We start from the raw sequence: 22,641 nt of genomic DNA on the forward strand, positions 1-22,641 counted from the left end.
GTTATAATTAATAAAATAAATTTAATCATTGATTGGAATGACTGCCCATGGAAGATTTTTTTGCCACGAACAGCCCACAGCAAATTCTCAACCGCATTTTCGCCCTGAGCCCTGGTCTTTTATGCATCCTGAATATTGACGGATGGTTTGAAAAAGTCAACAGTTCCTGGGAAAAAACCTTCGGTTACACTGCCGAAGAACTGTCGGATACAAATATCATCGAATACGCTCACCCTGACGATCGGGATGCCACCGCCTTCGTTTTTTCAGAGTTGCTGCACACCAGCCATCGGCTTACCTTTTCTAATCGTTTCCGTTCTAAAGATGGCAGCTACCGATACGTCGACTGGGAATTTAACTGCCATGACAACTACGCCTATGTGGCTGGGGTCGATATCACCCACACAAAGCTCTCTGCCGCTGGATTAAAAGAGATCCGAAAACACCTTGTACAAAACCCTCTCCAGAACGATCTGGAAGATCTCTGTCCGATCCGTCAGAAAATTCTGGTGGTTGACGACTCTCCGCTTAACACAAAAATAATGGAAGCCGCTTTGATCGAGGACTACGAGGTCCTTATTTCCCATAACGGCAAAGAAGCACTATCCATTTGCAATTCCAATGATCCCCCGGATCTTATCCTATTGGATATTATCATGCCTGAAATCGACGGCTATGAGATTTGCCGACGACTGAACCGGGGTGCAAAAACAAAAGATATCCCAGTGATTTTTCTTACCTCCCTGACCGCCGCCAAGGACATTGAGTTTGGCTTAACCCTGGGAGCCATCGATTATATTACCAAACCTTTCAGCATTCCGATTATCAAGGCCAAGATCAAGAATCATCTGGCTGTAAAATATTATCAGGACACCCTAAAAATCAATACTGATGTGGATCAGCTGACTCAGATCGCTAATCGCCGACGTTTTGATGATACCATGACGCTGGAAATAAAAAAAGCCAAGCGAACTGGAACGATTTTATCCGTACTTTTACTTGATATTGACCATTTTAAATTTTACAATGATACCTATGGTCATCTGGAGGGCGATACTTGTCTCAAAAAAGTCGCTACTGCCCTGTCTGCGACGCTTAAGCGCCCCAAGGATCTGGCGGCCCGTTGGGGCGGCGAAGAGTTCGTCTGCCTGCTCCCCAACACTAATACCAAAGGGGCTCAAAACGTCGCCGAAGCCTTGCGAGAGGCGGTTCAGAATTTGAGTATTCCGCACGAATCCTCTCCCGTCAATGAGGTGGTTACCGTCTCGGTTGGGGTTGTTTCTTCCAATCCGATGGATGAGAACTCTTTTGACAACCTGTTACGACAAGCCGACGAAGCCCTTTACCAGGCCAAAGAAACCGGGCGAAACCGGATCTCTGTCTGGTCAGATTTGTCTTCAATAATATTTCAAAATAATCCTCATTCTTTATGAATTTAGATTGATTCATATTTAATCCAAGTGTATAATGAATCAAAACTATTTGTAAGAGGAGGATTTGTAATGAAAAAAATTATTGGAATCCAAGTAGGAAATCGTGAAAACGAGGCTTTAAAGGTTCAAGAACTGTTAACAAAAAATGGTTGTATCATTAAGACGCGTCTTGGCTTACATGAATCATCTGATAGTCTCTGTAGTACCAGTGGATTGATCATTTTAGAATTTCTGCCGGGTTCTGACGCCGAAATTGAAATCCTAGAAAAAGATTTATCAGCACTCGGTTCAGTTGTCGTCAGAAAAATGGAGTTCTAATTTAAACAAAACAAAAAGCCACTCATTTGAGTGGCTTTTTGTTTTGTAACTTATCTGCTCAATCCTGAGCTTTCAGGACTTTAATATAATCAATCATATATTCTGGCAGATCCGGGGGCCGGCGGCTTGACACGATGTGGCCGTCGATAATCGAAGGCGTATCATGCCAGATGGCCCCGGCGTTAGTCATATCATCTTTAATACCAGGAGTGCTGGTGACATTTTTTCCTTTGAGGATTCCAGCGGAAATCAACACCCAGCCGGCATGACAGATTTCGCCAATGACCCGTTTTCGTTTGTCGAGGTTGCGGATCATCTCCAGGACCACCGGGAAACGACGGATCGCATCGGGCGCCCAACCGCCGGGAACCAGAATCCCGTCATAATCATCAGGATTGATGTCAGTATAGGCCAGGTCGGAGACGCAGGGCACACCGTATTTACCGATGTACTTTTTGCCAGCTTCCTCCCCTACAACATGAACGGTAACCCCTTCTTCCCGTAGGCGCAGCACCGGGTACCATAATTCAAGATCTTCAAAATCATTACTGATTAACGCGATAATCTTTTTGTTTTTCATCTTGTTTTCCTCCTGTTTTTGGTTTATTTTTTAGGCATTTCCTCTGGAACCGGGTTTAACCAGGGCAACTTGACCGGCTTTGCAGACGGGACAGTCGTCGGGGTCCCAGGCGGTGATTTCCAGTTTGATGGCGGAGTAAATGGGCATGTTGATTTCAACCCCAGCTGCCCGGCGGTCGGCGATGCAGGCCACACCAAGAACGACGGCGCCCAGCTCTTCCAGCACTTTTTTTGTTTCAATGGTTGATTTTCCGGTAGTGACGACATCTTCGGTGATGATGACCCGTTCGCCGGGTTTGATTTCAAAGCCGCGTCGCAGTTCCATCAGGCCATCTTTACGTTCGGTAAAAATGGATTCTTTGCCCAATTGTCGGCCGATTTCGTAGGATACGATGACACCGCCCATGGCTGGGCCAACTACCTTGTCTATTTCCAGCGCTTTTAGCTGCTCGACAACCGGTGCCAGGACCTTGGCGGCAGCATCCGGAAAACGCAGCACCTTGGCGCATTGGACATACTGGTCGCTGTGCTTACCAGATGATAATAAAAAATGTCCTTCCAAAAAGGCATCGGTTTCTTTTAATACTTCTAATATTTCCTGACTCATATTATTCCTCATTTCTATATTTTAAATTGAACAATTCCCCGGACTTCGCCGATATTGGCCAGTCCTTCGTGAATACAATAGGCTTCAAGTCCATCAATGATCTCAAGGGGCGCCATCGGGTTGTTGAAGTTGATGGTACCGATTTGAATACAGGTTGCCCCGGCCATAATAAATTCCAGGGCATCTTTCCAGTCGCTGATGCCACCCATGGCCATCACCGGAATTTTCACCGCCTGACAAACCTGATGGGTCATCCGCAGGGCAATGGGTTTCACCGCAGGGCCCGAAAGACCGGCATAGAGGTTGTCAAAGACAACTGCTTTTTTCTTGTAATCAATAGCCATTCCCTGTAGCGTATTGATCAGCGAAATACCCTGGGCACCGGCGGCTTCACAGGCCCGGGCAATATCGGCCACCGCTTCACCATTGGGCGACAATTTGACCATAATCGGATGACGGGAGAGTTCCACCACTTTTCTGGTGATCTCGCCAGCGGTTTCGGCCTTAATGCCGTAGGCCATGCCCCCGGCTTTGACATTGGGACAGGAAATGTTCAGCTCAATCAGCTGGGCATCGATGGCATTGAGTTTTTCAATCGCGGTGAGATATGATTCTTCATCCTTGCCGCCGACGTTAACAATCGTTACAGTATCAATTTCTTTAAGATGGGGCCATTCATTTTCGATAAAGGCATCGATTCCCGGGTTTTCCAGACCGATGCTGTTCATCAGCCCGGCCGGGGTTTCCCAGAGCCGCATCCCGGTATTTCCCGATTTGGGCTCTAAGGTCAGTCCCTTAGAGCAAAGGCCACCAAGTTTAGCCAGATCATAAAAGGCTTCATACTCCCGACCAAACCCGAAGGTTCCTGAAGCCGGAATCACCGGATTTTTAAAGAGGATGTCGTTAAATTTTGTTTCCAGATAGTTAGACATTAAAGACCTCCTCCCGGCCAAACACAGGGCCGTCCTTGCAGACTTTTTTATTGCCAGAGCGGGTTTCGCAGGTACAACCCAAACAGGCACCGATCCCGCAGGCCATATGGGCTTCCAGCGAAACGTACACGGTATTCTCAGCCGGCACGGCTTTAGCCACCGCTGCCATCATAATTTCCGGCCCACAGGTCACCACCGTTTCACCCGGTAAAACGGTAAGTTTGTGGGTGATAATGCCCCCGACATCAAGCACCACCTCATCGGCCAGTGCGGCAAAGGCATCAACTCCATAGGCGATATCCCGGAAGCCCAGATAGACCCGGCACTTACCGGTGGGGTTTTGGTCCCGATAGTGTCTTACCAGATAATAAAGCGGCGCTGTCCCGATGCCGCCGCCAACTACGCACAGGTCGCCGGTGATTTCCGGAAAACCATTGCCGTAGGGACCTTGAATGGTCACCTCATCATCGGCTTGAAGCCGGGATAGTATTTCGGTGCCTTTTCCTACCACCTGGTATAAAAAGGTGAGCTGACCGGGTTCGTAATTATGAACACTGATCGGACGGGACAGCAGCGGGTCCTTGTCCCAGGCGCGTAACATAAAGAATTGACCCGGTTTTACTACTCCGGTAAACGCCACGGTCATTTTAAATATCCCCGCTGACACAAGGGTATTACTTAGGATTACAGCCATTTAAGAATATCCTCCTGCATTGCCAGAGTGGCGTTTCTAATATGCTCGGCAAAGCCCTCATCTTCGCAGCCAGCCTTTTGATGACCGGTGATCAGTCCCCGGGATGAGTTAACCACCGCACACCGGGATTTTTTCAGAATATTGGCAATGTCCTCCCCGGTTCCACCCTGGGCACCGTAGCCTGGTACTAAAAAGAAGGTATGGGGACAACGGGCCCGAATCGCTTCGAACTCATCGGGACGGGTCAGTCCGACCACCGAGCCGATGGCCGAAAAGCCGTTTTCGCCGCGGAAAACACTTCCCCAGGCTTCGATTTTATCCCCCATAATTTCGTAGATGGTGTCAGCCCCTACCTGCAGATTCTGGAGATCCACCGCTGACGGGTTGGATGTTCGTTGCAGGACAAAAATGCCCTTGTTGTTTTCTTTTATATATTGATAGTAAGGTGATACGGCATCTTCGCCCATATAAGCGTTAACAGTCATGATATCGACTTCGAAATCACCCGTGAAGTGACCTTTGGCATACTGATCGCCGGTGGACGAAATATCGCCCCGCTTCACATCGCCAATCACGACAATGCCTTTGCTTCGGGCATATTTAACCGTTTCGCTATAGGCCTTCATGCCGTCCAGTCCCAGTGACTCGTAACAGGCAATCTGAACCTTATAGGCCGCCGCCAGATCCTCGGTGACATCGATAGTTTTTTTATTGAATTCGGTTATTTTCTCACCATCGGACCAGTCCTTACTAAGCAGGTATTTTGGCAAAAATTTTAAGGTTGTATCCAGACCCACACAAATCGGTCCTTTTTTTACGGCTTCATTATAGAGCCGGTCCATTATCATCATATTTTATTTCTCCCTTCACCATGGTCATCATTACTTTTCCTTTTAGGGTCTCGCCGCCAAAGGGATTGTTTTTACTTTTTGAGACAAATTCTTTGGGATTGATTTTTCCTTCCCAGTTCAGATCCACCAGCACCAGATCCGCCGGGTAGCGTTCTTTAATTAACCCGGCTTTAAGACCCAGGCGTTTGGCTGGAGCGTTGCTGAGCATCTCACTGAGCTTTTCCAGACTAATGCCGTTCTGCTCAAAGACCGTATAATACATCGCAAAGGCCATTTCAAAGTTGTTGATTCCCGGGGCCCCTTTTAGCTTATCTTCTTCGGAATGGGGGGCATGATCCGTCCCACACATATCGATGATGCCGGCTTTGATCCCTTCGATTAGAGCCCGGCGGTCGGGATAAGTCCGAAACGGCGGATTGACCTTGTAGTCCATCGCCGAAGCAAAGATGTGATGGGGGGTTACTTCGCAGGTGATATCGAGACCCTTATTCTTGGCTTCTTCAATCAGCTCCAGAGTATCTTTTTTGCTGATATGGCAAACATGCAGATGACCACCGATTTCTTCCAGTAACTTAACATCTCGTCGCACCAGTTCAGTTTCCGGCTGGCAATGGGTTAACAGAATAAAATCATGCTCAGTTGAAGCCTTAAGTCCCGCCACCATGATGTCCGGATTCATAATTGAAACCCCGTCGTTGGAAAAGACATTGGTCAGGGGCCGCAAGGATTCGATATCGACCAGATTTGAATCATTAAACTCTTTTGTCAGTGCCGCCACCTGGATCAGGTTACAAAGCTGCAGCGCTTCGGCTTTGTCCAGATTGGCATTAACAAGAGCGGCCTCATCCATAAAGGGTTTAGTATTGGCCATTGCTACCAGTGTCGTAAAGCCACCTTTTAGCGCCGCCTGCATCCCAGTTTCGATGGTTTCTTTGTATTCAAAGCCCGGATCCCGCAAATGACAGTGCATATCAATAAACCCCGGCATCAGCAGATAACCCCGGCCATCGATTTCCTGATCATATTCAGACTTGACGTTTCCTTTTTCTTTATACACTTTTTTTATTTTTCCGTCTTCAATCAATACCTTGCCAAACCGTCTTCCGTCGGCATCAACCATTTCAACGTTCTTGATTAAGGTTTTCATCTTTCCTCCTTCGTTATTCTTCGTCAATAAAAGTGGTATAGGCGTCGCAGTACTCACAGCGGTATTGTTTTTTATCTTCATTTACCAGAAAGAATTTAATTTCCTTCACATCCTCGTACTGGGTAATACAACGGGGATTTTTGCAGGTCATGATACCATTGACAACCTTAGGCAAGGTCAAACTTATTTTTTTGTACAATTCGCCATTTTTGACAAAGTTAATGGTGACATTGGGATCGATTAGACCCAGAACCGTCATGTCAATCTGCATATCGGTTTCGATTTTGATTAAATCCTTTTGCTTCATCTTTTTACTGGGAATATTTTTGAGTAGCACTACCACATCGTCAATGTCGTTGAGATGGAGTTCCTTGTAAATCTCAAACCCGTGTCCCGCTTCAATATGGTCGATGATGATACCTTTTTTCAGTTTCGATACGTTGATCATTTTCTATCCTCCACACCCAGAAGTTTGGCAATCAGAGCCATCCGTACATACATCCCATATTTGGCCTGGGCAAAATAAACAGCCCGGGGATCCGCATCTACCTCGGTGGCAATTTCATTGACCCGGGGTAAGGGATGCATCACAATCATGTCCGGCTTGGCCCCCTTCATTTTTTTCTTATCCAGAATATAATAGTTTTTCAAACGCAGATATTCTTCCTCACTGACAAACCGTTCCCGTTGAACCCGGGACATATAGAGAATATCCAGTGAGTTAATGACCTCATCCAGGCTGGTGGTTTCCTGATAGCTTTTGGGATCCAGCTGATTGAGAATATGGGCGGGCATTTTCAGTTCGGTGGGAGAAATAAAAACAAACCGGATGCCCTGGTAACGGCTCAGGGTTTTAACCAGCGAATGGATGGTTCGGCCAAAAAGTAAATCGCCGCAAACGCCCACCACATGGTTGTCACAGCTGCCCTTGAATTTTCGAATCGTCAGCAGATCGGTTAAAGTTTGGGTGGGATGTTCATGGCCGCCATCGCCGGCATTGATAATCGGCATTTCGTTGGCGAATTTGGAGACCAGCCGGGCGGTTCCCTCCCGGGGATGTCGGATTACTGCAATGTCTGAATAGCACTCAATGGTCCTTATGGTATCGCCCAGACTTTCGCCCTTGGACACCGACGAATTATTGGGATCATCAAAGCCGATGATTTCCCCGCCTAAACGCAGCATCGCCGCTTCAAAACTGAACCGGGTCCGGGTGGAAGGCTCATAAAAAAGGCTGGCTAATAATTTCCCCTTGCAAACCAAAGAATAACCCTCGGGGTCTGCAATAATATTATCAGCCAGCTGCATAATCGATTCAATTTCGTTTAGTTGAAAGTCTCCAGGCTCGATTAAATGTCTTCCTTTTAACATAATGTTCCTCCTATCATAAACACAATTATGGGCAAAAAACAAGCCGCTTTATAAAAATAGCGGCATACTTTCTAACAGGCATTTTCCCTCATTATATGTATCGTTCCTTTTGCACCTTTATGCCTCGCTTTACAAAGCCTGCATACTTAATTACAATAATCATAATTTAATTAGTCAAAATTGTCAATGAACTTTGATTAAAAGAAACCGTTATCTTAAGATAATATTTGGACTTTGAAGTCAATGGCCGCAACCTGAAGGATTTGACTGGAATTTCGAAGCAGATAATGGTATGATAAGAAGAAAAAGGAGGGTTCTATGTATTTCGTAACTTATCAATATAATGCATTTAGTGAAGGCGGCATTTTAACCGCCGATGAAACCAAGGTTTTACCGATTACTACCATTGGTAAGCTGATGGGTCTCAAATTTCCCGAGCGTCTGATCGACTTTATTCCCCTGGCCACCGATGAACTGCTGGCAAACATCAAGAAAGTCATGACTGAGCATCAGAATCTGGGCATCAATCTGGGTTTGGTCAAGTTGTTGGCGCCAATTCCCAAACCGCCAAGAAATATTTTTTGTCTGGGTAAAAACTATGCGGATCACGCCAAAGAAATCAAGAATATTCCCTCCATGGGAGATGTGCCGGAAAATCCGATTTATTTTTCCAAACTGCCCACCTCAGTTACCGGGCCGGATACGGTGATTCTATCCCATGCCAAGGCCACCAAGCAAATCGACTATGAAGTGGAACTGGCCATTGTGATTGGCAAAGAGGGGGCCGATATTCCCAAAGGAGAAGCTGAAGATTACATTTTTGGCTACACCATTGCCAACGACATCACCGCCCGGGATCTCCAGAAAAAGCATTCTCAATGGTATAAGGGCAAATCATTGGATACCTTCTGTCCCCTGGGCCCGCGAATCCTTCACAAAAACGATTTGAAAATTCCCTTTGACCTGGACATCACCTGTCGGATCAATGGCGAGGTACGTCAGCATTCCAATACAGCACGAATGATTTTTGACATCCCCTCCATTATCAGCGACCTGTCCCAGGGGATGACTCTGCTGCCGGGCGATATCATTCTCACCGGAACGCCTGCTGGAGTGGGCTTTGCCCTGGATCCACCACAATTCCTCAAACATGGGGATCAGATTGAAGCGGAAATCGAAAAAATTGGGATCCTGCGTAACACCATTGAATAAATAGAATTTTTAAAAAAGCCAGCATTCTCTGGGGGTCTGGCCCCGAGATGATGCTGGCTTTTTTTTTATAGAACTTGATTTTTGCGGATGAACGCGGTTTGACCGCTACCCACTCAAACTTTTCTGTGTTTTAAACAGGCAGTCGTTTCAAACTAAACACCCCGACAGCAGCGACAAACAATACCCCAATAAAAATCGCAAAGCCGCCAATGATCAGGGTAATGTTAGCCTGTCCATTGACAATGGCCAGACCGTCAAAAGCACTATATAGGGAAAATTTCCCTAAAAAAGCGGTCCGCTCTGACAACTTGCTGAGGGTATTCAAGATAAAGAATCCAATCGGAATCACGGCACCAAAGAACAATGCCGGTTTGGTGCTGTTAAATAAACAGGAAAAGAAAAAACAGAACATGCCGATGGTCATGGTCATCAGACAGGCACCTAAATTCAATTTCAAAAATACTTTAACTTCAAGCATTCCCGGAAAGAACTGTTCACTCATTCCATAACCGACTAAAAAAAGCACCGTAAATAACACCGCAATCGACGCCAGCAGATAGATACCCTGGGTCACAATGATTTTAATCCGGCTGTTTGGGGTACACAGCAAACTGGTAAAGGAACCTTCATAAACCCACTTCGCCACCAGCCGGTTGGCCAGAATAATACAGTAAACCATAGGAAACAGATAAATCAGAAAACCATAAAAGAGGCTGGCAATAAATCCGGTCAGGCCACTGTCGATGGTGCCAAAACCCATGGCATTAACCAGCACCGCCGGTAAGATCGACATCATATCCACCATTGCCCCAACCCCACTGGGGTCGTAGATATAGATAATAACAGCCAGATAAATGGACATCAGAGCGGCAAAAACCAGTAACAGCAGGGTATTGTTTTTTATATTTTTCAGAAACAATGGTATACTCATGCTTTTTTCACCTCGCTGACTTTCTCTTCCTGATTGGGTAGGACTTTACTCTTCACTTCTTTTTTCTGGAACAATTTCGGTTTTTTTTCATTTGGTTTTACTTCTTTAGATTTTTCCTCTTTCGGTTTTACTTCTATATCTCTTACTTCTCTTTTGATTTCTTGAGGTTTTATTTCCTTCTGATAATGCTTTTGAAAAATTTCTTCCAAAGATTGATTTTTCGAATTAAACACTAGTACCTTTTCATGGGATAATACCTTCATCAGAACGTCAATCCGATCACCGGGTGAAAAGATTTCATAGTCGCTCTGTGAAAACTGCTGATAGCCGAAACCATATTTTTTAATTTGTTCCAAATTCGGTGGTGCGGCAAATTTAACCAGATATGCCTTGGTTTCTTCGGCCCGGAGGCTGACAATATCCATATTTTCCACCAGATGGCCTTCTTTAAGAACCCCGACCCGATCGCAGGTTCGTTCCACTTCTTCAAATTTATGCGTCGACAACAAAACTGTTTTGCCCCGCCGCTTCTCTTCCAGAATAAGGTCTAAGAACCGGGACTGCATCAGCGGATCCAGTCCACTGGTGGGTTCATCCAGTACCAGGGTTTGAGGATCATGCATCAGGGCCGTGACAATGGCCAGTCTTTTTTTCATGCCATTTGACATATTTTCAATTTTCCCCCGGGTCTCCACCTCAAATCGTTCAATCAGTGAATCTCGGAGCTTGCTATCTTTCTGACCAAAGATTCCGCGCATCTGAGTGATAAAATTGAGGTATTCTTTGACCCGCATATTTTCAAAAAGAACCACATCTTCAGGCACATAACCAAGATGTTTTTGAATTGCTGAAGCCCTGGAAAAACAGTTTAATCCGTCGATGGTGGCGCTGCCCCGCCCAGCTCGGATCAATCCCATCAGCATCCGGATGGTGGTTGTCTTACCGGCATCGTTAGGCCCAACATATCCAAAAGCCTCACCTTTTTCAACATTAAAGTTTAAGTTGAAAATACCTTTTGTGCTTGAATATTTAAGGGTTACATCCTTTAACTCAATCATTTATTTCTCCTTAAAACAAATTATTCCTTCTAAACGATGGGTTCAACCAATGTGTCAACCCGTTTGTTCAATTCATTGGCAATTCGACCAAAATCTGATCCAGTGAGCGTTTCCCCCCGGATCCCCGGTGCGATGTGACAAACCTCCAGAGCATCCAGTAAGACCGCTTTGTCAAAGGGGGTATTCATAGTCAACCCATTGATCAGAGTTTTTCGTCGGTTCAGAAAACTGGCTTTAACAATCGATAAAAACAATTCCTTATTTTCCAATTCAATTTTGGGTGTTTTCAGTTTTTTCAACGTTACAACAATGGAGTCAACCTTGGGTTTGGGAATAAACACATGGGACGGCACATCGAAATCAATGGATATATCGGCATAAAACTGTGCCACGATACTCAGTGATCCATAAGCTTTCGTTCCAGGAACCCCACACAGACGCTCACCTACCTCTTTTTGAATCAGGAAGGTCATGCTCTCAATGGGCAGATCGGATTCCAGAAACCCCATAATGATGGGAGTGGTAATATAATAGGGCAAGTTAGCCACAATTTTAAGGGGCATCTTGCCAAGATGGTCACCCAGTATCGCCTTGACGTCAGTTTTTAAGATATCGCCCTGGATAATTTCGACATTGTCACATTCATTCAGAGTCTCGTGGAGCACTGGTATCAGTTTTTTATCTATTTCAACCGTAATTACTTTGCCGGCATGGTCACTGAGCGCCTGGGTCATGGTTCCAATTCCCGGACCGATTTCCAGCACCAGATCGCTTTCGCCCACATCTCCAGCTTTTACAATCTTTTGAACAATATTTTCATCAATTAAAAAATTTTGTCCAAATCGCTTATTGAAGTGGAGATCATATTTTTTTAACAATGATTCAATGACCCTTGGTGATGTTAATTTTTCCATTCATTTCCTTTCGTTTTACAACTATTTACGCTTTACGAAAGACCTCATGAGGCTTCGTTTCACAACTTAACTATTATACACTTTATTTAATCCCACGGGAAGACCTTATCACTAATTCGCTATTGAAAGACCCAGACTTTTACATTATTTGACATTATTTTAAAATAGACCTCCTTTTCCGGATTCCTATCACTTATGATATTTTCTGATTGAAGTAATAATATCTTGTAACCCGGCAGGTGGAAGTATATAATACTTATAAGAGAATCATTCTAATTATTGTCTGGTTAAAACCTTAAACTGCTGGAGCGACGCCCTGGCCAGGGAGAAAATGATGTTTAAAAAAAACACCCTTCATTCAAAAATAAACCTGTTTATTCTCGGTATTATTCTTTTAATTGTCACCATTGGTTGTTTCGTTGCCATAAACATCTTTTTTTCCATTTACGAAAATGAAATGACCCGAATGGTTGCAACCGGAATTACTGAGTTTGAAGAAATGATCATTGAAGAAAACGAGGACTGGCTTCTTTCCTTCTCAGATGGGTTGGCTGATCCCGAAAATCATTTGCTTGTCAAAAACGATCCGACTTCAATCCAGGCACTTCATCAATATATTGGACACGCAAATAATGATGCTCTCGAGTTTGTCCAGATAACTTACCTGGACGGCAATAGCTACGAAGAAATTTTAACGGATCCGAGTATTATAAACCTGGCTTCCCAAAACGCCGTTTTATCAACAACAAAACCCTATTTCTGGATTGATGGAGATACCCAGCTGGGACTACATCTGTTCTGCCGCTACCCGCTGACAGGATCAGACCAGAGCCCTGCTGGCACGCTGTTGATGGGGATAAATCTGGCTGATCAAAAAAGAGTGGACTATATGAAAAATACAGCCGCTCTGGAAGCAACGGTATTTGCTGGTAATACCCGGATTGCCACCACGATTGTCAAAAACAATGAAAACCAGATTGGCACAACTCTGGATCCGTCCATCGCCGATATGGTTCTGGATCAGAAACTTGCCTATACTGGAAAGGCCGAAATCCTGGGAGACCCCTATCTGGTTGCCTATACCCCGGTTTTAAATCCCCGTGATGAGGTCGTTGGAGTCCTATTTGTTGGTAAATCCATGGTCTCCATTTACACGATCCGGAACCAGATTATTCTCTATATCGCGATTTTAGGCTTCCTCCTGCTGCTCTTTTTTTATGTAATCTCTAACCACTGGTTGAGAATCAATATTACCAATCCCATCCGTTGGGTTGCTGATGCCATGAAAATGATCTCTCACGGTCAATACACGGTACTTGAAAATATGCCAAAGGCCAAATATGAAGAAATTGAAATGCTTCAAACGACTATGTATGACATGATCAATGAATTGGTAACTGGCAAAAAAAATTTGGAAACAGCAGCTTATATTGATTCCATCACGGGTTTGCCAAATCGGGTCTCGCTATATAAAAAATACCAGAACGTTCCCCTTACCGATAATAGCAACACCTTAAAACAGGTATATTATATTGATGTTGATAACTTAAAATACATCAACAACTTATTCGGTCACAATGTCGGGGACAGTCTGCTCCTCCAAGTTGGGAAGATTTTAAAAGGGCTTTTCAGTCGCTACCCCAACTATGAGGTGTACCGGATTTCTGGAGATGAGTTCGCTATCTGCAAAAGCGGCAGCTATGATCCTGATGAAATTCAATATCTAGCCAAATCGATTATCAAAGAATTTGAGAAAGCCATCACAATTGGCGAGCAGATTATCAGTGCCAGTGTCAGTATCGGGGTGTCCGGCAATGAATATTGCGACGGTAAAAAATGTAAAATCTGTACCAAAGAATGTCAGGATAATCTGGAACAACTACTTAAGAAGGCTGAACTTGCCATGAATCAAGTTAAAATGAATGGCAAAAATAATTTTATGGTTTTTAACCCGTCCATGAATGAGATCATCCAGCGGAAAGCTTCATTGCAACAGGATTTAAAACAAGCTCTGAAGAACAAACAATTGGAGATCTATTATCAGCCAAAATTTGACCTGGCTTCAAACCGCTATGATGGTTTTGAAGCCCTGGTACGATGGAATCATGATGAGCGCGGATTTATCCCCCCACTTGAGTTTATTCGCATTGCTGAGGAATCCAACCTCATCATTGAATTGGGCGACTGGATTCTTGAAGAATCCTGCCGATTTATCCGAAACTATAATCTCACGCACCAATCCTGTTATTCCATTGCTGTAAACATCTCAACTTTTCAGCTTTTAAATGACGACTTTGAAGAGAAGGTAACCAAAGTACTGGAGGAAACAGGATTAGATCCGTGTCTTCTGGAATTGGAGATTACTGAAACCATGCTGATGAACTCCATGTCAATAGCCTATGAGAAACTCAACTTCCTCAGAGAAAAAAACATCAGCATTGCGCTGGACGATTTCGGTACTGGTTATTCCTCCCTGACCTATTTAAAAGCACTGCCAATCACTACCGTCAAACTGGACAAGTCATTTATAGATGATATTGCCACGGATAAACTTTCTTTAAAAATCGTGGAAAATGTAATTCAGATCGCCAAAAACATTGGACTTAAAATTGTGGTTGAAGGTGTCGAAACCATAGATCAGTTAGAAATCTTAAAGGACCTCCCCTGTAATAAAATACAGGGCTACTATTTTTCTAAACCCGTCTCAGAACTGAATCTCACCGCAGTTCTCAGCGAATATCCATAAAGCTAAGCCTTCACATTTAAATTGAACAGGAAACGCCAGCGAATCAAATGTAATTCTCCCCTCCACAAAAACCGACGATTGAGTTTCAATTGTCGGTTTTTTCATATTGATAATACCATCATGTCATTTTTTTGAAGCGAAAGAACCTTTTCTCAAAAAAGACTAACTATTTTTTATTCCCAACTCGTCTACCCCATCGTTTTTTTATTGCCGCAGATGCTCTTACACTGCCTCCAGAGCTTGTGCTGGGGCAACATTTCTGAAAATTCGAATATTTTTACTCGGATTTATTCGAAAATCAATGGCATTTAATTAAAAAAGAAAACGCAGTCATGACTCATTCATGACTCTCATTTTTACTGATTGACAAGTTATTTCATTTTAACTTAAGCTAAAATTAATCGTTTTTACTGATTATTATGTCAGAGTTTACAGTCTACTAAGCAGTCTTCTTACGCATTCCCTTTTTTAATGCCGTTTTTTTCATTTTAAGAATTTTAGCCACAACCCTACTGAGAAGTTTTCTTAAATATGTTTAACCTCAAGCTTGCAAATTATCCGGGTCTATTGTATTATACGCATTGCCAATTTGTAAATAAATTGCAACAATCAATGATGCATTTAAGTCACACACCATACAGTGACACCATCATGTTTTGACATTGGAGGTCAAATGAAGAAAAACTTAATAAAAAACGCATGCGTGAGTCTTGCCTTTGTTTTATGCCTGGGCATGGCGCCGGGCGCTGTTATGGCAGAAGAAGCCGAGGTGGATTTGACGCAAATCGCTCAGGCGGTAGAAACAGCTGAAGAAGCAGCACCTCTGCCTAAATTGTTTTCAGCTCGAACGACAGGACCTGGCTCAGATAATGCCTATTACTTTGCCAATAATCCCTATTCACAAGGTGGCTATGGTTTGCCGAATTGTACCGCCTATGCCTTTGGTCGAGCTTATGAAATTTTGGGAAGTACCCCAAATTTAGCTATGGGTAATGCTAATTCCTGGTGGGCCTATAATCAAAGCACTGGCTATTATCCATCCGGATCGACGCCAAAACTTGGCGCTGTTATCTGTTGGGGCGGCAGTTCAGATGGGCATGTGGCGATTGTTGAAGCCATCAACGGCAATACCGTCACCCTTTCCGAATCCACCTATAGCGGTATCTTTTTCCAAAATTACACCTATACCATTGGTGCTGAGGATGCCACCTCTGTCGGCGGTTTCCAGGGTTATATCTACATCGGGGATTATATTGATGCCGCAGCGGATACAACTCCCCCAGCCTTATCAGATGTTCTCGTAACCGACTATCAAGGCGAAGGAATTAAGATCACCGCTCTGGTTTCTGACGACTTAAGCGGTATCGGTCAGGTTTACTTTCCAGTCTGGACCGAAAATGGCGGACAGGATGATTTAATCTGGCATGAAGGAACCGTTGAAGGCAATGTGGCCAGCTGTTTTATCCCTTACAGCGATCACAATACCGAACTTGGTGACTACAATGTCCATGTTTATGTGTATGACAATGCCGGTCACTATACAATGACTGGTACCGCCATCACCAAAGCTGACACCTTTACCAGCCTGGGTGAAGTTGCCCTTGAAAGCTAAGTAACTTTTCCATCTAAAACGAAAAACCTTCCATTTGCATCTGTATATGCCCATGGAAGGTTTTTATATTTAACAATCGTTGAAATAACCACAACTAAAAATTACTTCAAAGTTCTCATTGGATTCGTTGAAGTGATTGATAGAATCCTCATATTTCTTTCAATTGCTTATGATATTCAAATAAATTATGGCTAACGATGTCATAAAGATCATATTTTTCTTGTCACATCGGTTAAAACGATATAAGATGAATATACAAATTACGTTTAACCATACCAAATTTCCAGGAGGTAGCTAATGAAAACCCTTGAAACTCAATCTGGCCATTCAAATCTGCCAACAGATGACGGTTCGGTGATCGGAATTCGAGACGATCTTGATTTGATTAAAAACTACTTAACCCCAGCGTTTATGAAAAAATACACTGTCTTCTCCTGCCTTGAAGATTTTTTGCAATCCGCCGGATTTGCAGTTGCCACCCAGCAGGATTTTGAGCTTATCCCGGTTACTGCAATGGATGACTGGGTTCAGCAAAACAGCAAATTTCTGAACTGGTCAGAAATGGTTTCGGCTGCTGGTGATTTCTACTTTGATACCCAGATGAAGGCCATAAAATTTAAATCCATATGAATAAAAAAACAACGATGGCGACATCGTTGTTTTTTTACTTATTATTGCGAAACAGCACTTAATTCAATGAGGTTATTCCGACAATAAGTCTCCAGCAGATCTTTGGCTAATTGGGCATCCGGAGTGTCTTGTTTAATCTTCATCAAATCCTGCAACAACGCAACGGCCTGGGTATCATCCATATATCGAAACAAACCTGAGCCCCATTTTGCTGATGCTTTGCTTGTCGAATTAGCATGGTAATTCCAGAATGGCATATTTTTGGCTTCTTCAAGTGTCAGCGTGATTTTATCCGTTGATTGAGTTGAAACATAACCTGACTCACGATCATTCCCTTCTAACACAGCATCAATAATAAATACGCCAAAAATGATTCGTTCCGCTTCCTTAGTATTTGGCAGCCGGGTGGTGAGTACTGCCAGACTGTTGCGCCGGGCACTCTTGATCTTTCTTGTTTTACCGTCTCCATCTTCGCCTGCCAGAATTTTCCAGCTTTTCAACAGCTGACTTTCATAGCAGCCAAAATTGTCATCCACTAATGAATCATCCAAAGTCGTTCGATCGATATCTCCAGCGAGGTATTGGGAGCAGAGGCATTCCTTGCTGCCGCACCAGATCCGTTTCTCTTTTTCGATATTATATCGAATCGTTGCATCACTGCAAATACCGTTAAACCCGATTTGTTCCGGGGCTTGTCCCCCATCACAATAGTTCAGTTTAAAGGCAATGTTCTGCCGGGTGTTGGTTTTTTTCGTCTTAGCTTTGGCAGGTAACTTTTTCTTCGCTTCTTCCAGCGCCTTTATGTGGGCTACTCTTTTTTCCCGTTTATCCTGTTCATTCAATTCCTGGCGTTTTAATTCCTCTTCATCATTGATTTTTATCAGGCTATCCACCTGTTCAGCAATTGCCGGATCATTGATTTTCAAAAAATTTTTAAAGGCATCTGGATAGACAAACTTCTTTTCAGTAGGTTCTCCTGAATCACTCATTCCAAAATCAATTACGACGTGACCATTTTCTACTTCTTTAATCTTTCCAGTACCGAAGGTTTTATGGATAACCGCGGCTTTTATTAATTCAATCATTTTTTCTCCTGTTCTTTATGACCACAACAGTCTGGTACGATTGTCTCTTCTCGTCCCCCTGAATCGGAATCAGATTGCCTCTGCCCACGGCTATTGTAATTAAATTATACCATAAAAAAAATGAATCGTAAAACGGTTAAAAAAATTGACCCTCCCCGATTAAATTGGGTGGACCATTTCCTCTATTTACTCTTAACGAATTCAAACCCCTGTTTTCCCATAACCAAACTGGAACATATTTAGTTGTGCTTAAATCATTGCTATAATATAATAGAATCTATTAAAATAACGGAGGTAACAGTGTGACAAAGGTACTGATTCTAACATCTACGAAACGCGTGGAAAAATTTTCTGATTTATCAGGCATCCCGAAAGACTGGGAACTTATTTTCGGTGAAAATCTGGATACTGATGATGCGGTACTGCAAGCCGCCGGCGATGCTGATTTTATTTTTGCGGATGCCGTCCGGGAGATCAGCAAAACACTGATTGATGGTATGCCAAATCTCAAACTCATCCATTCTGAAGGTGTAGGCTATAATAAAATTGATATACAGACCGCTAAAGAAAAAAACATCTATGTCTGTAATAATACCGCCGCCAACTCTGCGGCTGTGGCAGAGCAAACGATTCTGCTGATCTTGGGCCTGCAGCGACGGCTCCTGGAAGGGGATCAGATGGTGCGTAGTGGTCAACAGATCAAGGCCAAAGGTTCGTTTATTCTGGATGGTATTCCGGAACTGGGTTCCTGTCATGTGGGACTGGTCGGCATGGGTTCCATTGCTCTTGAGACCGCTAAACGTTTGAAGCCTTTTGGTGCACAGCTCAGTTATTTCAATCGTTCCCGAAAAAATACAGTTGAGAACGAATTGGGTCTTAGCTATCTGCCGCTGGAAGTACTCTGCAAACAGTGCGATATCATCAGTCTCCATTTACCGGTAACTCCGGAAACCACTGGCCTGATCAACGCAGACTTGCTATCACTGATGAAGCCGTCGGCTCTGCTGATCAATACTGCCCGGGGCGAGCTGGTTGTTCAGGAAGATCTGGTCGCCGCATTATCGGATGGACAGATAGCAGGAGCTGGTCTCGACACCCTGTACCCGGAACCGGTTATGTTGGATAATCCGCTGCTCAATCTTCCGGAAAACTGTCATTATAAACTGCTATTCAGCCCCCATATTGGTGGAACTACGAAACCGGCTTTCGAAAAAATGCATAAAACAGTCTGGGCGAATATTTTAGCGGTTTCAAAAGGTGCCCGCCCAATAAATAGTGTTAATGGTTTATAATCCATTAACACTGTACCAGCTACCGATTCCTATTTCAATCAACCAAAATTAGTGAAATAAATTATTGAATGGAGGTTCTGCCCCGATGGATACAAAAAATTCGGTTAACGACGCTTATCCCAACGTACAGATTCTGCAAGCCAGCCCTGAAGCCTATGAAAAAGCCGCCCAGGCAATCCGCGATGGTAAGATTGTTGTGATGCCAACCCTGACTATTTATGTGGTGGTCTGTGATGCCTTCAACGCCTCAGCGCTACGACGATTAAGAGAAATTCGTCATAGTCCAGCAGTAAGTCCGCTCCAATATCATAATTTAAAACCAACTAGGCAACACAACATTCGTCTTAAAACGTGCTGCCTAAAACCCTATTTGAATTTGACTTGCTTTTTCATGGTGGCCACCCCGATATTTGCGATGATCCCCGCCACTCCGTTTTTAATGGGATTCACTCGGGTCGGATAAAAATAAGCGCTTCTAGTTTGATAATATTCGTAATCTGCTGGCAGGTTGTGCTCAGAAAGACTGGCCATTTTTTTAAAGATCCGGAACCAGATCAGGTTACCCAGCGATGGTGAATCAAGCTTTTTGTTTTTCATGGATCGATAAAGACGATCTGCAGCTTTTTCGATGTCTTTCTGAACCTGTTGCTCATAGTTTTTTGTGGCTTCCCATGGAGTGCTAGTGACCTTCAATTCACAAACCCTACGGCTGCCGCCTAAGGTCATCCCCATGGATGAATTAACCTTAGATAAGCCGGAACCACCATTTGCAACCAGCATCAATGATTGATTAAAAAACTTCGGACGATGCAGACTGTGGGCAAAGCGATCAATAAAATTTTTCATCATCGCACTGACATTCATGGCATAACCCGGGGTACTGAGAATGACGCCGTCGGCGCTTAATATTTCTGCTTCGATGCTGTTTTTGTCATCCTTTAGTGGGCATAACTGCTCCCCTTTACCAATGCAGACAAAACAGCCCTGACACAGTTTTAAATCTGCGTCTTTCAAAAAAATGTATGAAAATTCAACCTCATCCAAACGTGAGAGTTCAGCCTCAATCTTCTGAACGATTTCATAACCTCTCCCTTTGTGAGGGCTTCCCATAATTGCAATAACTTTCATACTAACCTCACTTTACTTAATAATTTTGAATTTCATTGATTATTTTTACCAAATTGTCAAGCTGCGCCCTGACCTTTTTTATTGTTTTACGATGTTTATCATGATACAATCACAAAACACATACCGACGGTTCAGTTGACCGAAAGCCACATAGTTTTAAACGCGTTTATGATAGTCAAAAAGTTCACTAGTTTCCTCAAGAATACTTATTCACACGAGAAAGGACCAATCATCATGGCTAAAAAAAGATCTGTAATTTGGGGTCGTACTAAAGACATACTCACGCTTATTCAGTTTAATTTTCTACATCTGCTCTTTTTCGAAGCAATCTATACCGTTGTCGGTACCATGATTATTTATCCTGGCGGATTCTTTCTATTCAACAAAATCATGACCCTATTGGGTTTTCCGTATTTGAGCGGTTCTAATTTCGCTCAGGCAATGACCAATCCGCTTTGTCTGATAACCCTACTTTGTTTCGCTTTTTTTGTCGCATTTTTTGGGCTGCTGGAATTTACCACCTTGATCCTGATATTTAATGAGAGTCATTTCCACCGAAAAGTTCAACTGATGCCATTATGTAAAGAAGGATTTAAACGAGCGGTCAAAATAGTCAAAGCTAAAAATTTTCCATTCATCGTTTTTATTCTTATTATTATTCCCTTAACTGAGTTTTCATTATCTTCTAATTTCATTTCCGAAATATCAATTCCTGAATTTATTATGAGCTATATCACGGCCAGCCCGTTGTACTCAAGCGGCTTTACAGCAGTGTCGTTGTTACTGTTTCTGCTTTCAGTCATCTGGATTTTTTCATTTCATTATTTCACCCTGGAAAACAGTAATTTTTTTCAAGCGATCAAAAAAAGTAGAATCCTGATTAAAGGCCATTTCTGGCGGACTATTTTCTTTGTCTTATTTTTTAATCTCCTGATTCTGATGCTGCTGGTTATTGCTGTGATTGCGCTCGAAATAATCGCTTTCCTGATCTTGGGGCCGCTCCTGAACCATCCACTGGCTTTGTCCATTTTTATCGCTGCCTTCGGTTTTTTGGTGTCTGGTTTGTTTACCATCTTTCAGTTGCTTACCACATCCCTCAATTTAGCGGTGGTCTCCGAGTTATATTATCGGTATTCAGCCTCAGCCAACTTGATCGTTAATCCCAAACCGCTGGCAAAAGATAAATATAAAATAAAAGTAAAACAAAAAACGATTGTGATCATCGGGATGATCACGGTTTTACTGTTTATTGCAATAAACAGTTTTGCGATTTTTAATACCTTTTCTGAGACCTTCAACGACCAGTTTTTAACAGGTCCGCAAATAACTGCCCACCGCGGCGGTTCCAACCTGGCTCCGGAAAATACCCTGGCCGCTTTGCAAAAAGCCATCGATGAGGGCGCCGATTATGCTGAAATCGATGTGGCTCAAACCAAAGACGGGATCATTGTGGTCTCTCATGATAATAACATCAAACGCATATCTGGCAAGGACTTGAATATCTGGTCCTCAAATTATGGGGATATCAAGGATCTGGATATCGGCAGTTGGTTTGATCCGCAGTTTAAAAACGAACATATCCCCACCCTGGCAGAAGCGGTTGAGCTTTGTCAGGGCAAGATCCTTTTAAATATTGAACTCAAACCCACCGGCCATGAAGCCAGTCTGGTGGAATCAACTGTTGCTATTATAAAGCAACATGATTTTTCTGACCAATGTGTCCTGGCATCCCTGGATTACCCCACCTTGGAAAAGGTTGGCTCGGTGGCTCCTGAGCTGAAACAGGCTTATATTACCGCTTTGGCTATTGGCGATATTCAAAAACTGCCGGTCGATATCTACAGCATCGAATCATCCTTCGTCACTCCGGAAATCGTTACTGCCATCCATCGGGAAAATAAAGAAGTTTTAGCCTGGACCGTCGATTCTCAGGAAGCAACCGAGAAAATGGTGAAAATCGGCGTTGATAACATTATTACCGACGACGTGGCGCAGACCCGGGAAATCGTTGATCAAATGATCAGACCACGGGAACTGATTGATCGCATCAATGATTATCTTTTTGCTGATCTGTTGTCATAAAACTTGCGCCGATAACTAT

The 22,641-nt window shown here is 43.5% G+C and carries 22 protein-coding genes; 9 read left to right on the top strand and 13 right to left on the bottom strand.

Annotated elements, in window-relative coordinates:
• Nucleotides 1-47: 47 nt before the first annotated feature.
• Together A3KS_RS21245 and A3KS_RS0112795 are read left to right on the top strand one after the other, a co-directional pair.
• Nucleotides 48-1,433 (top strand): diguanylate cyclase domain-containing protein, encoded by a 1,386-nt coding sequence (locus A3KS_RS21245; protein ID WP_084504999.1) that lies wholly within the window; start codon nt 48-50, stop codon nt 1,431-1,433.
• A 69-nt stretch (nt 1,434-1,502) separates the two neighbouring features.
• The gene (locus A3KS_RS0112795; protein WP_026395252.1) at nt 1,503-1,751 is read left to right on the top strand and encodes a CPF_0552 family protein; all 249 of its coding nucleotides are present in this window, start codon (nt 1,503-1,505) and stop codon (nt 1,749-1,751) included.
• Nucleotides 1,752-1,809: 58 nt separating this feature from the next.
• Here the strand turns inward: A3KS_RS0112795 and A3KS_RS0112800 are convergent, their stop codons facing one another.
• Genes A3KS_RS0112800 through pyrB form a run of 8 tightly spaced genes read right to left on the bottom strand, consistent with a single transcriptional unit; the run spans nt 1,810 to nt 7,932 of the window.
• Nucleotides 1,810-2,331 (bottom strand): type 1 glutamine amidotransferase domain-containing protein, encoded by a 522-nt coding sequence (locus tag A3KS_RS0112800; RefSeq protein ID WP_026395253.1) that lies wholly within the window; start codon nt 2,329-2,331, stop codon nt 1,810-1,812.
• 30 nt (nt 2,332-2,361) lie between these two features.
• Nucleotides 2,362-2,937 carry an orotate phosphoribosyltransferase gene (gene pyrE / locus A3KS_RS0112805; protein WP_026395254.1) on the bottom strand — a complete coding sequence of 192 codons (576 nt, stop codon included), beginning with the start codon at nt 2,935-2,937 and terminating at the stop codon, nt 2,362-2,364.
• Nucleotides 2,938-2,951: 14 nt separating this feature from the next.
• A complete protein-coding gene (locus tag A3KS_RS0112810) occupies nt 2,952-3,869 on the bottom strand; it encodes a dihydroorotate dehydrogenase (protein ID WP_051355864.1) in 918 nt (305 codons plus the stop codon).
• Nucleotides 3,862-4,563, bottom strand: coding sequence for a dihydroorotate dehydrogenase electron transfer subunit (locus A3KS_RS0112815; RefSeq protein WP_026395256.1), 702 nt, complete (start codon nt 4,561-4,563; stop codon nt 3,862-3,864). Before A3KS_RS0112815 ends, A3KS_RS0112810 begins: the two co-directional genes overlap by 8 nt.
• Complete coding sequence (gene pyrF, locus A3KS_RS0112820) at nt 4,554-5,414, bottom strand: orotidine-5'-phosphate decarboxylase (RefSeq protein ID WP_051355865.1); 861 nt, start codon at nt 5,412-5,414, stop codon at nt 4,554-4,556. The genes A3KS_RS0112815 and pyrF overlap by 10 nt, the downstream gene beginning before the upstream one ends.
• Nucleotides 5,389-6,561 (bottom strand): dihydroorotase, encoded by a 1,173-nt coding sequence (locus A3KS_RS0112825; RefSeq protein ID WP_026395258.1) that lies wholly within the window; start codon nt 6,559-6,561, stop codon nt 5,389-5,391. The genes pyrF and A3KS_RS0112825 overlap by 26 nt, the downstream gene beginning before the upstream one ends.
• Nucleotides 6,562-6,574: 13 nt before the next feature.
• Nucleotides 6,575-7,009 carry an aspartate carbamoyltransferase regulatory subunit gene (locus A3KS_RS0112830; protein WP_026395259.1) on the bottom strand — a complete coding sequence of 145 codons (435 nt, stop codon included), beginning with the start codon at nt 7,007-7,009 and terminating at the stop codon, nt 6,575-6,577.
• Nucleotides 7,006-7,932 (bottom strand): aspartate carbamoyltransferase, encoded by a 927-nt coding sequence (gene pyrB, locus A3KS_RS0112835; protein WP_026395260.1) that lies wholly within the window; start codon nt 7,930-7,932, stop codon nt 7,006-7,008. The genes A3KS_RS0112830 and pyrB overlap by 4 nt, the downstream gene beginning before the upstream one ends.
• A gap of 318 nt (nt 7,933-8,250) precedes the next feature.
• Here pyrB and A3KS_RS0112840 point away from each other — a divergent pair, with 318 nt between their 5' ends.
• The gene (locus tag A3KS_RS0112840) at nt 8,251-9,144 is read left to right on the top strand and encodes a fumarylacetoacetate hydrolase family protein (RefSeq protein ID WP_026395261.1); all 894 of its coding nucleotides are present in this window, start codon (nt 8,251-8,253) and stop codon (nt 9,142-9,144) included.
• A 130-nt stretch (nt 9,145-9,274) separates the two neighbouring features.
• On the opposite strand, the gene A3KS_RS0112845 is transcribed toward A3KS_RS0112840, so the two are convergent.
• Genes A3KS_RS0112845 through rsmA form a run of 3 tightly spaced genes read right to left on the bottom strand, consistent with a single transcriptional unit; the run spans nt 9,275 to nt 12,047 of the window.
• A complete protein-coding gene (locus A3KS_RS0112845; protein ID WP_026395262.1) occupies nt 9,275-10,075 on the bottom strand; it encodes a hypothetical protein in 801 nt (266 codons plus the stop codon).
• The gene (locus tag A3KS_RS21250) at nt 10,072-11,133 is read right to left on the bottom strand and encodes an ABC transporter ATP-binding protein (RefSeq protein ID WP_051355866.1); all 1,062 of its coding nucleotides are present in this window, start codon (nt 11,131-11,133) and stop codon (nt 10,072-10,074) included. The genes A3KS_RS0112845 and A3KS_RS21250 overlap by 4 nt, the downstream gene beginning before the upstream one ends.
• A gap of 29 nt (nt 11,134-11,162) precedes the next feature.
• Nucleotides 11,163-12,047, bottom strand: a complete 885-nt coding sequence (gene rsmA / locus A3KS_RS0112855; protein WP_026395263.1) for a 16S rRNA (adenine(1518)-N(6)/adenine(1519)-N(6))-dimethyltransferase RsmA — start codon at nt 12,045-12,047, stop codon at nt 11,163-11,165.
• A gap of 334 nt (nt 12,048-12,381) precedes the next feature.
• Here rsmA and A3KS_RS22720 point away from each other — a divergent pair, with 334 nt between their 5' ends.
• The 3 genes from A3KS_RS22720 to A3KS_RS21260 all read left to right on the top strand — a co-directional run bounded on the left by A3KS_RS22720 (nt 12,382) and on the right by A3KS_RS21260 (nt 17,035).
• Nucleotides 12,382-14,793 carry an EAL domain-containing protein gene (locus A3KS_RS22720; RefSeq protein WP_026395264.1) on the top strand — a complete coding sequence of 804 codons (2,412 nt, stop codon included), beginning with the start codon at nt 12,382-12,384 and terminating at the stop codon, nt 14,791-14,793.
• A 673-nt stretch (nt 14,794-15,466) separates the two neighbouring features.
• Nucleotides 15,467-16,405 carry a CHAP domain-containing protein gene (locus tag A3KS_RS0112865; RefSeq protein WP_026395265.1) on the top strand — a complete coding sequence of 313 codons (939 nt, stop codon included), beginning with the start codon at nt 15,467-15,469 and terminating at the stop codon, nt 16,403-16,405.
• A gap of 297 nt (nt 16,406-16,702) precedes the next feature.
• The gene (locus tag A3KS_RS21260) at nt 16,703-17,035 is read left to right on the top strand and encodes a hypothetical protein (protein ID WP_051355867.1); all 333 of its coding nucleotides are present in this window, start codon (nt 16,703-16,705) and stop codon (nt 17,033-17,035) included.
• Nucleotides 17,036-17,076: 41 nt separating this feature from the next.
• On the opposite strand, the gene A3KS_RS0112875 is transcribed toward A3KS_RS21260, so the two are convergent.
• On the bottom strand, nt 17,077-18,120 hold the full coding sequence (locus tag A3KS_RS0112875) for a hypothetical protein (protein ID WP_051355868.1): 1,044 nt from the start codon (nt 18,118-18,120) through the stop codon (nt 17,077-17,079).
• Nucleotides 18,121-18,422: 302 nt separating this feature from the next.
• Between A3KS_RS0112875 and A3KS_RS0112880 the strand changes: the two genes are divergently transcribed.
• Complete coding sequence (locus A3KS_RS0112880; protein WP_026395267.1) at nt 18,423-19,412, top strand: 2-hydroxyacid dehydrogenase; 990 nt, start codon at nt 18,423-18,425, stop codon at nt 19,410-19,412.
• Nucleotides 19,413-19,497: 85 nt separating this feature from the next.
• The gene (locus A3KS_RS23245) at nt 19,498-19,875 is read left to right on the top strand and encodes an L-threonylcarbamoyladenylate synthase (protein WP_084505001.1); all 378 of its coding nucleotides are present in this window, start codon (nt 19,498-19,500) and stop codon (nt 19,873-19,875) included.
• Here the strand turns inward: A3KS_RS23245 and A3KS_RS0112885 are convergent.
• Nucleotides 19,779-20,540 carry an NAD(P)H-dependent oxidoreductase gene (locus tag A3KS_RS0112885; RefSeq protein WP_026395268.1) on the bottom strand — a complete coding sequence of 254 codons (762 nt, stop codon included), beginning with the start codon at nt 20,538-20,540 and terminating at the stop codon, nt 19,779-19,781. The two genes, A3KS_RS23245 and A3KS_RS0112885, sit on opposite strands and share 97 nt — an antisense overlap.
• A 234-nt stretch (nt 20,541-20,774) precedes the next feature.
• Here A3KS_RS0112885 and A3KS_RS0112890 point away from each other — a divergent pair, with 234 nt between their 5' ends.
• On the top strand, nt 20,775-22,622 hold the full coding sequence (locus A3KS_RS0112890; RefSeq protein ID WP_026395269.1) for a glycerophosphodiester phosphodiesterase: 1,848 nt from the start codon (nt 20,775-20,777) through the stop codon (nt 22,620-22,622).
• The last annotated feature ends 19 nt before the right edge of the window (nt 22,623-22,641 follow it).

Origin of the sequence: Acetobacterium malicum subsp. dehalogenans DSM 11527 (genome assembly GCF_000472665.1) — a bacterium.
Classification (GTDB): Bacteria; Bacillota; Clostridia; order Eubacteriales; family Eubacteriaceae; genus Acetobacterium; species Acetobacterium malicum.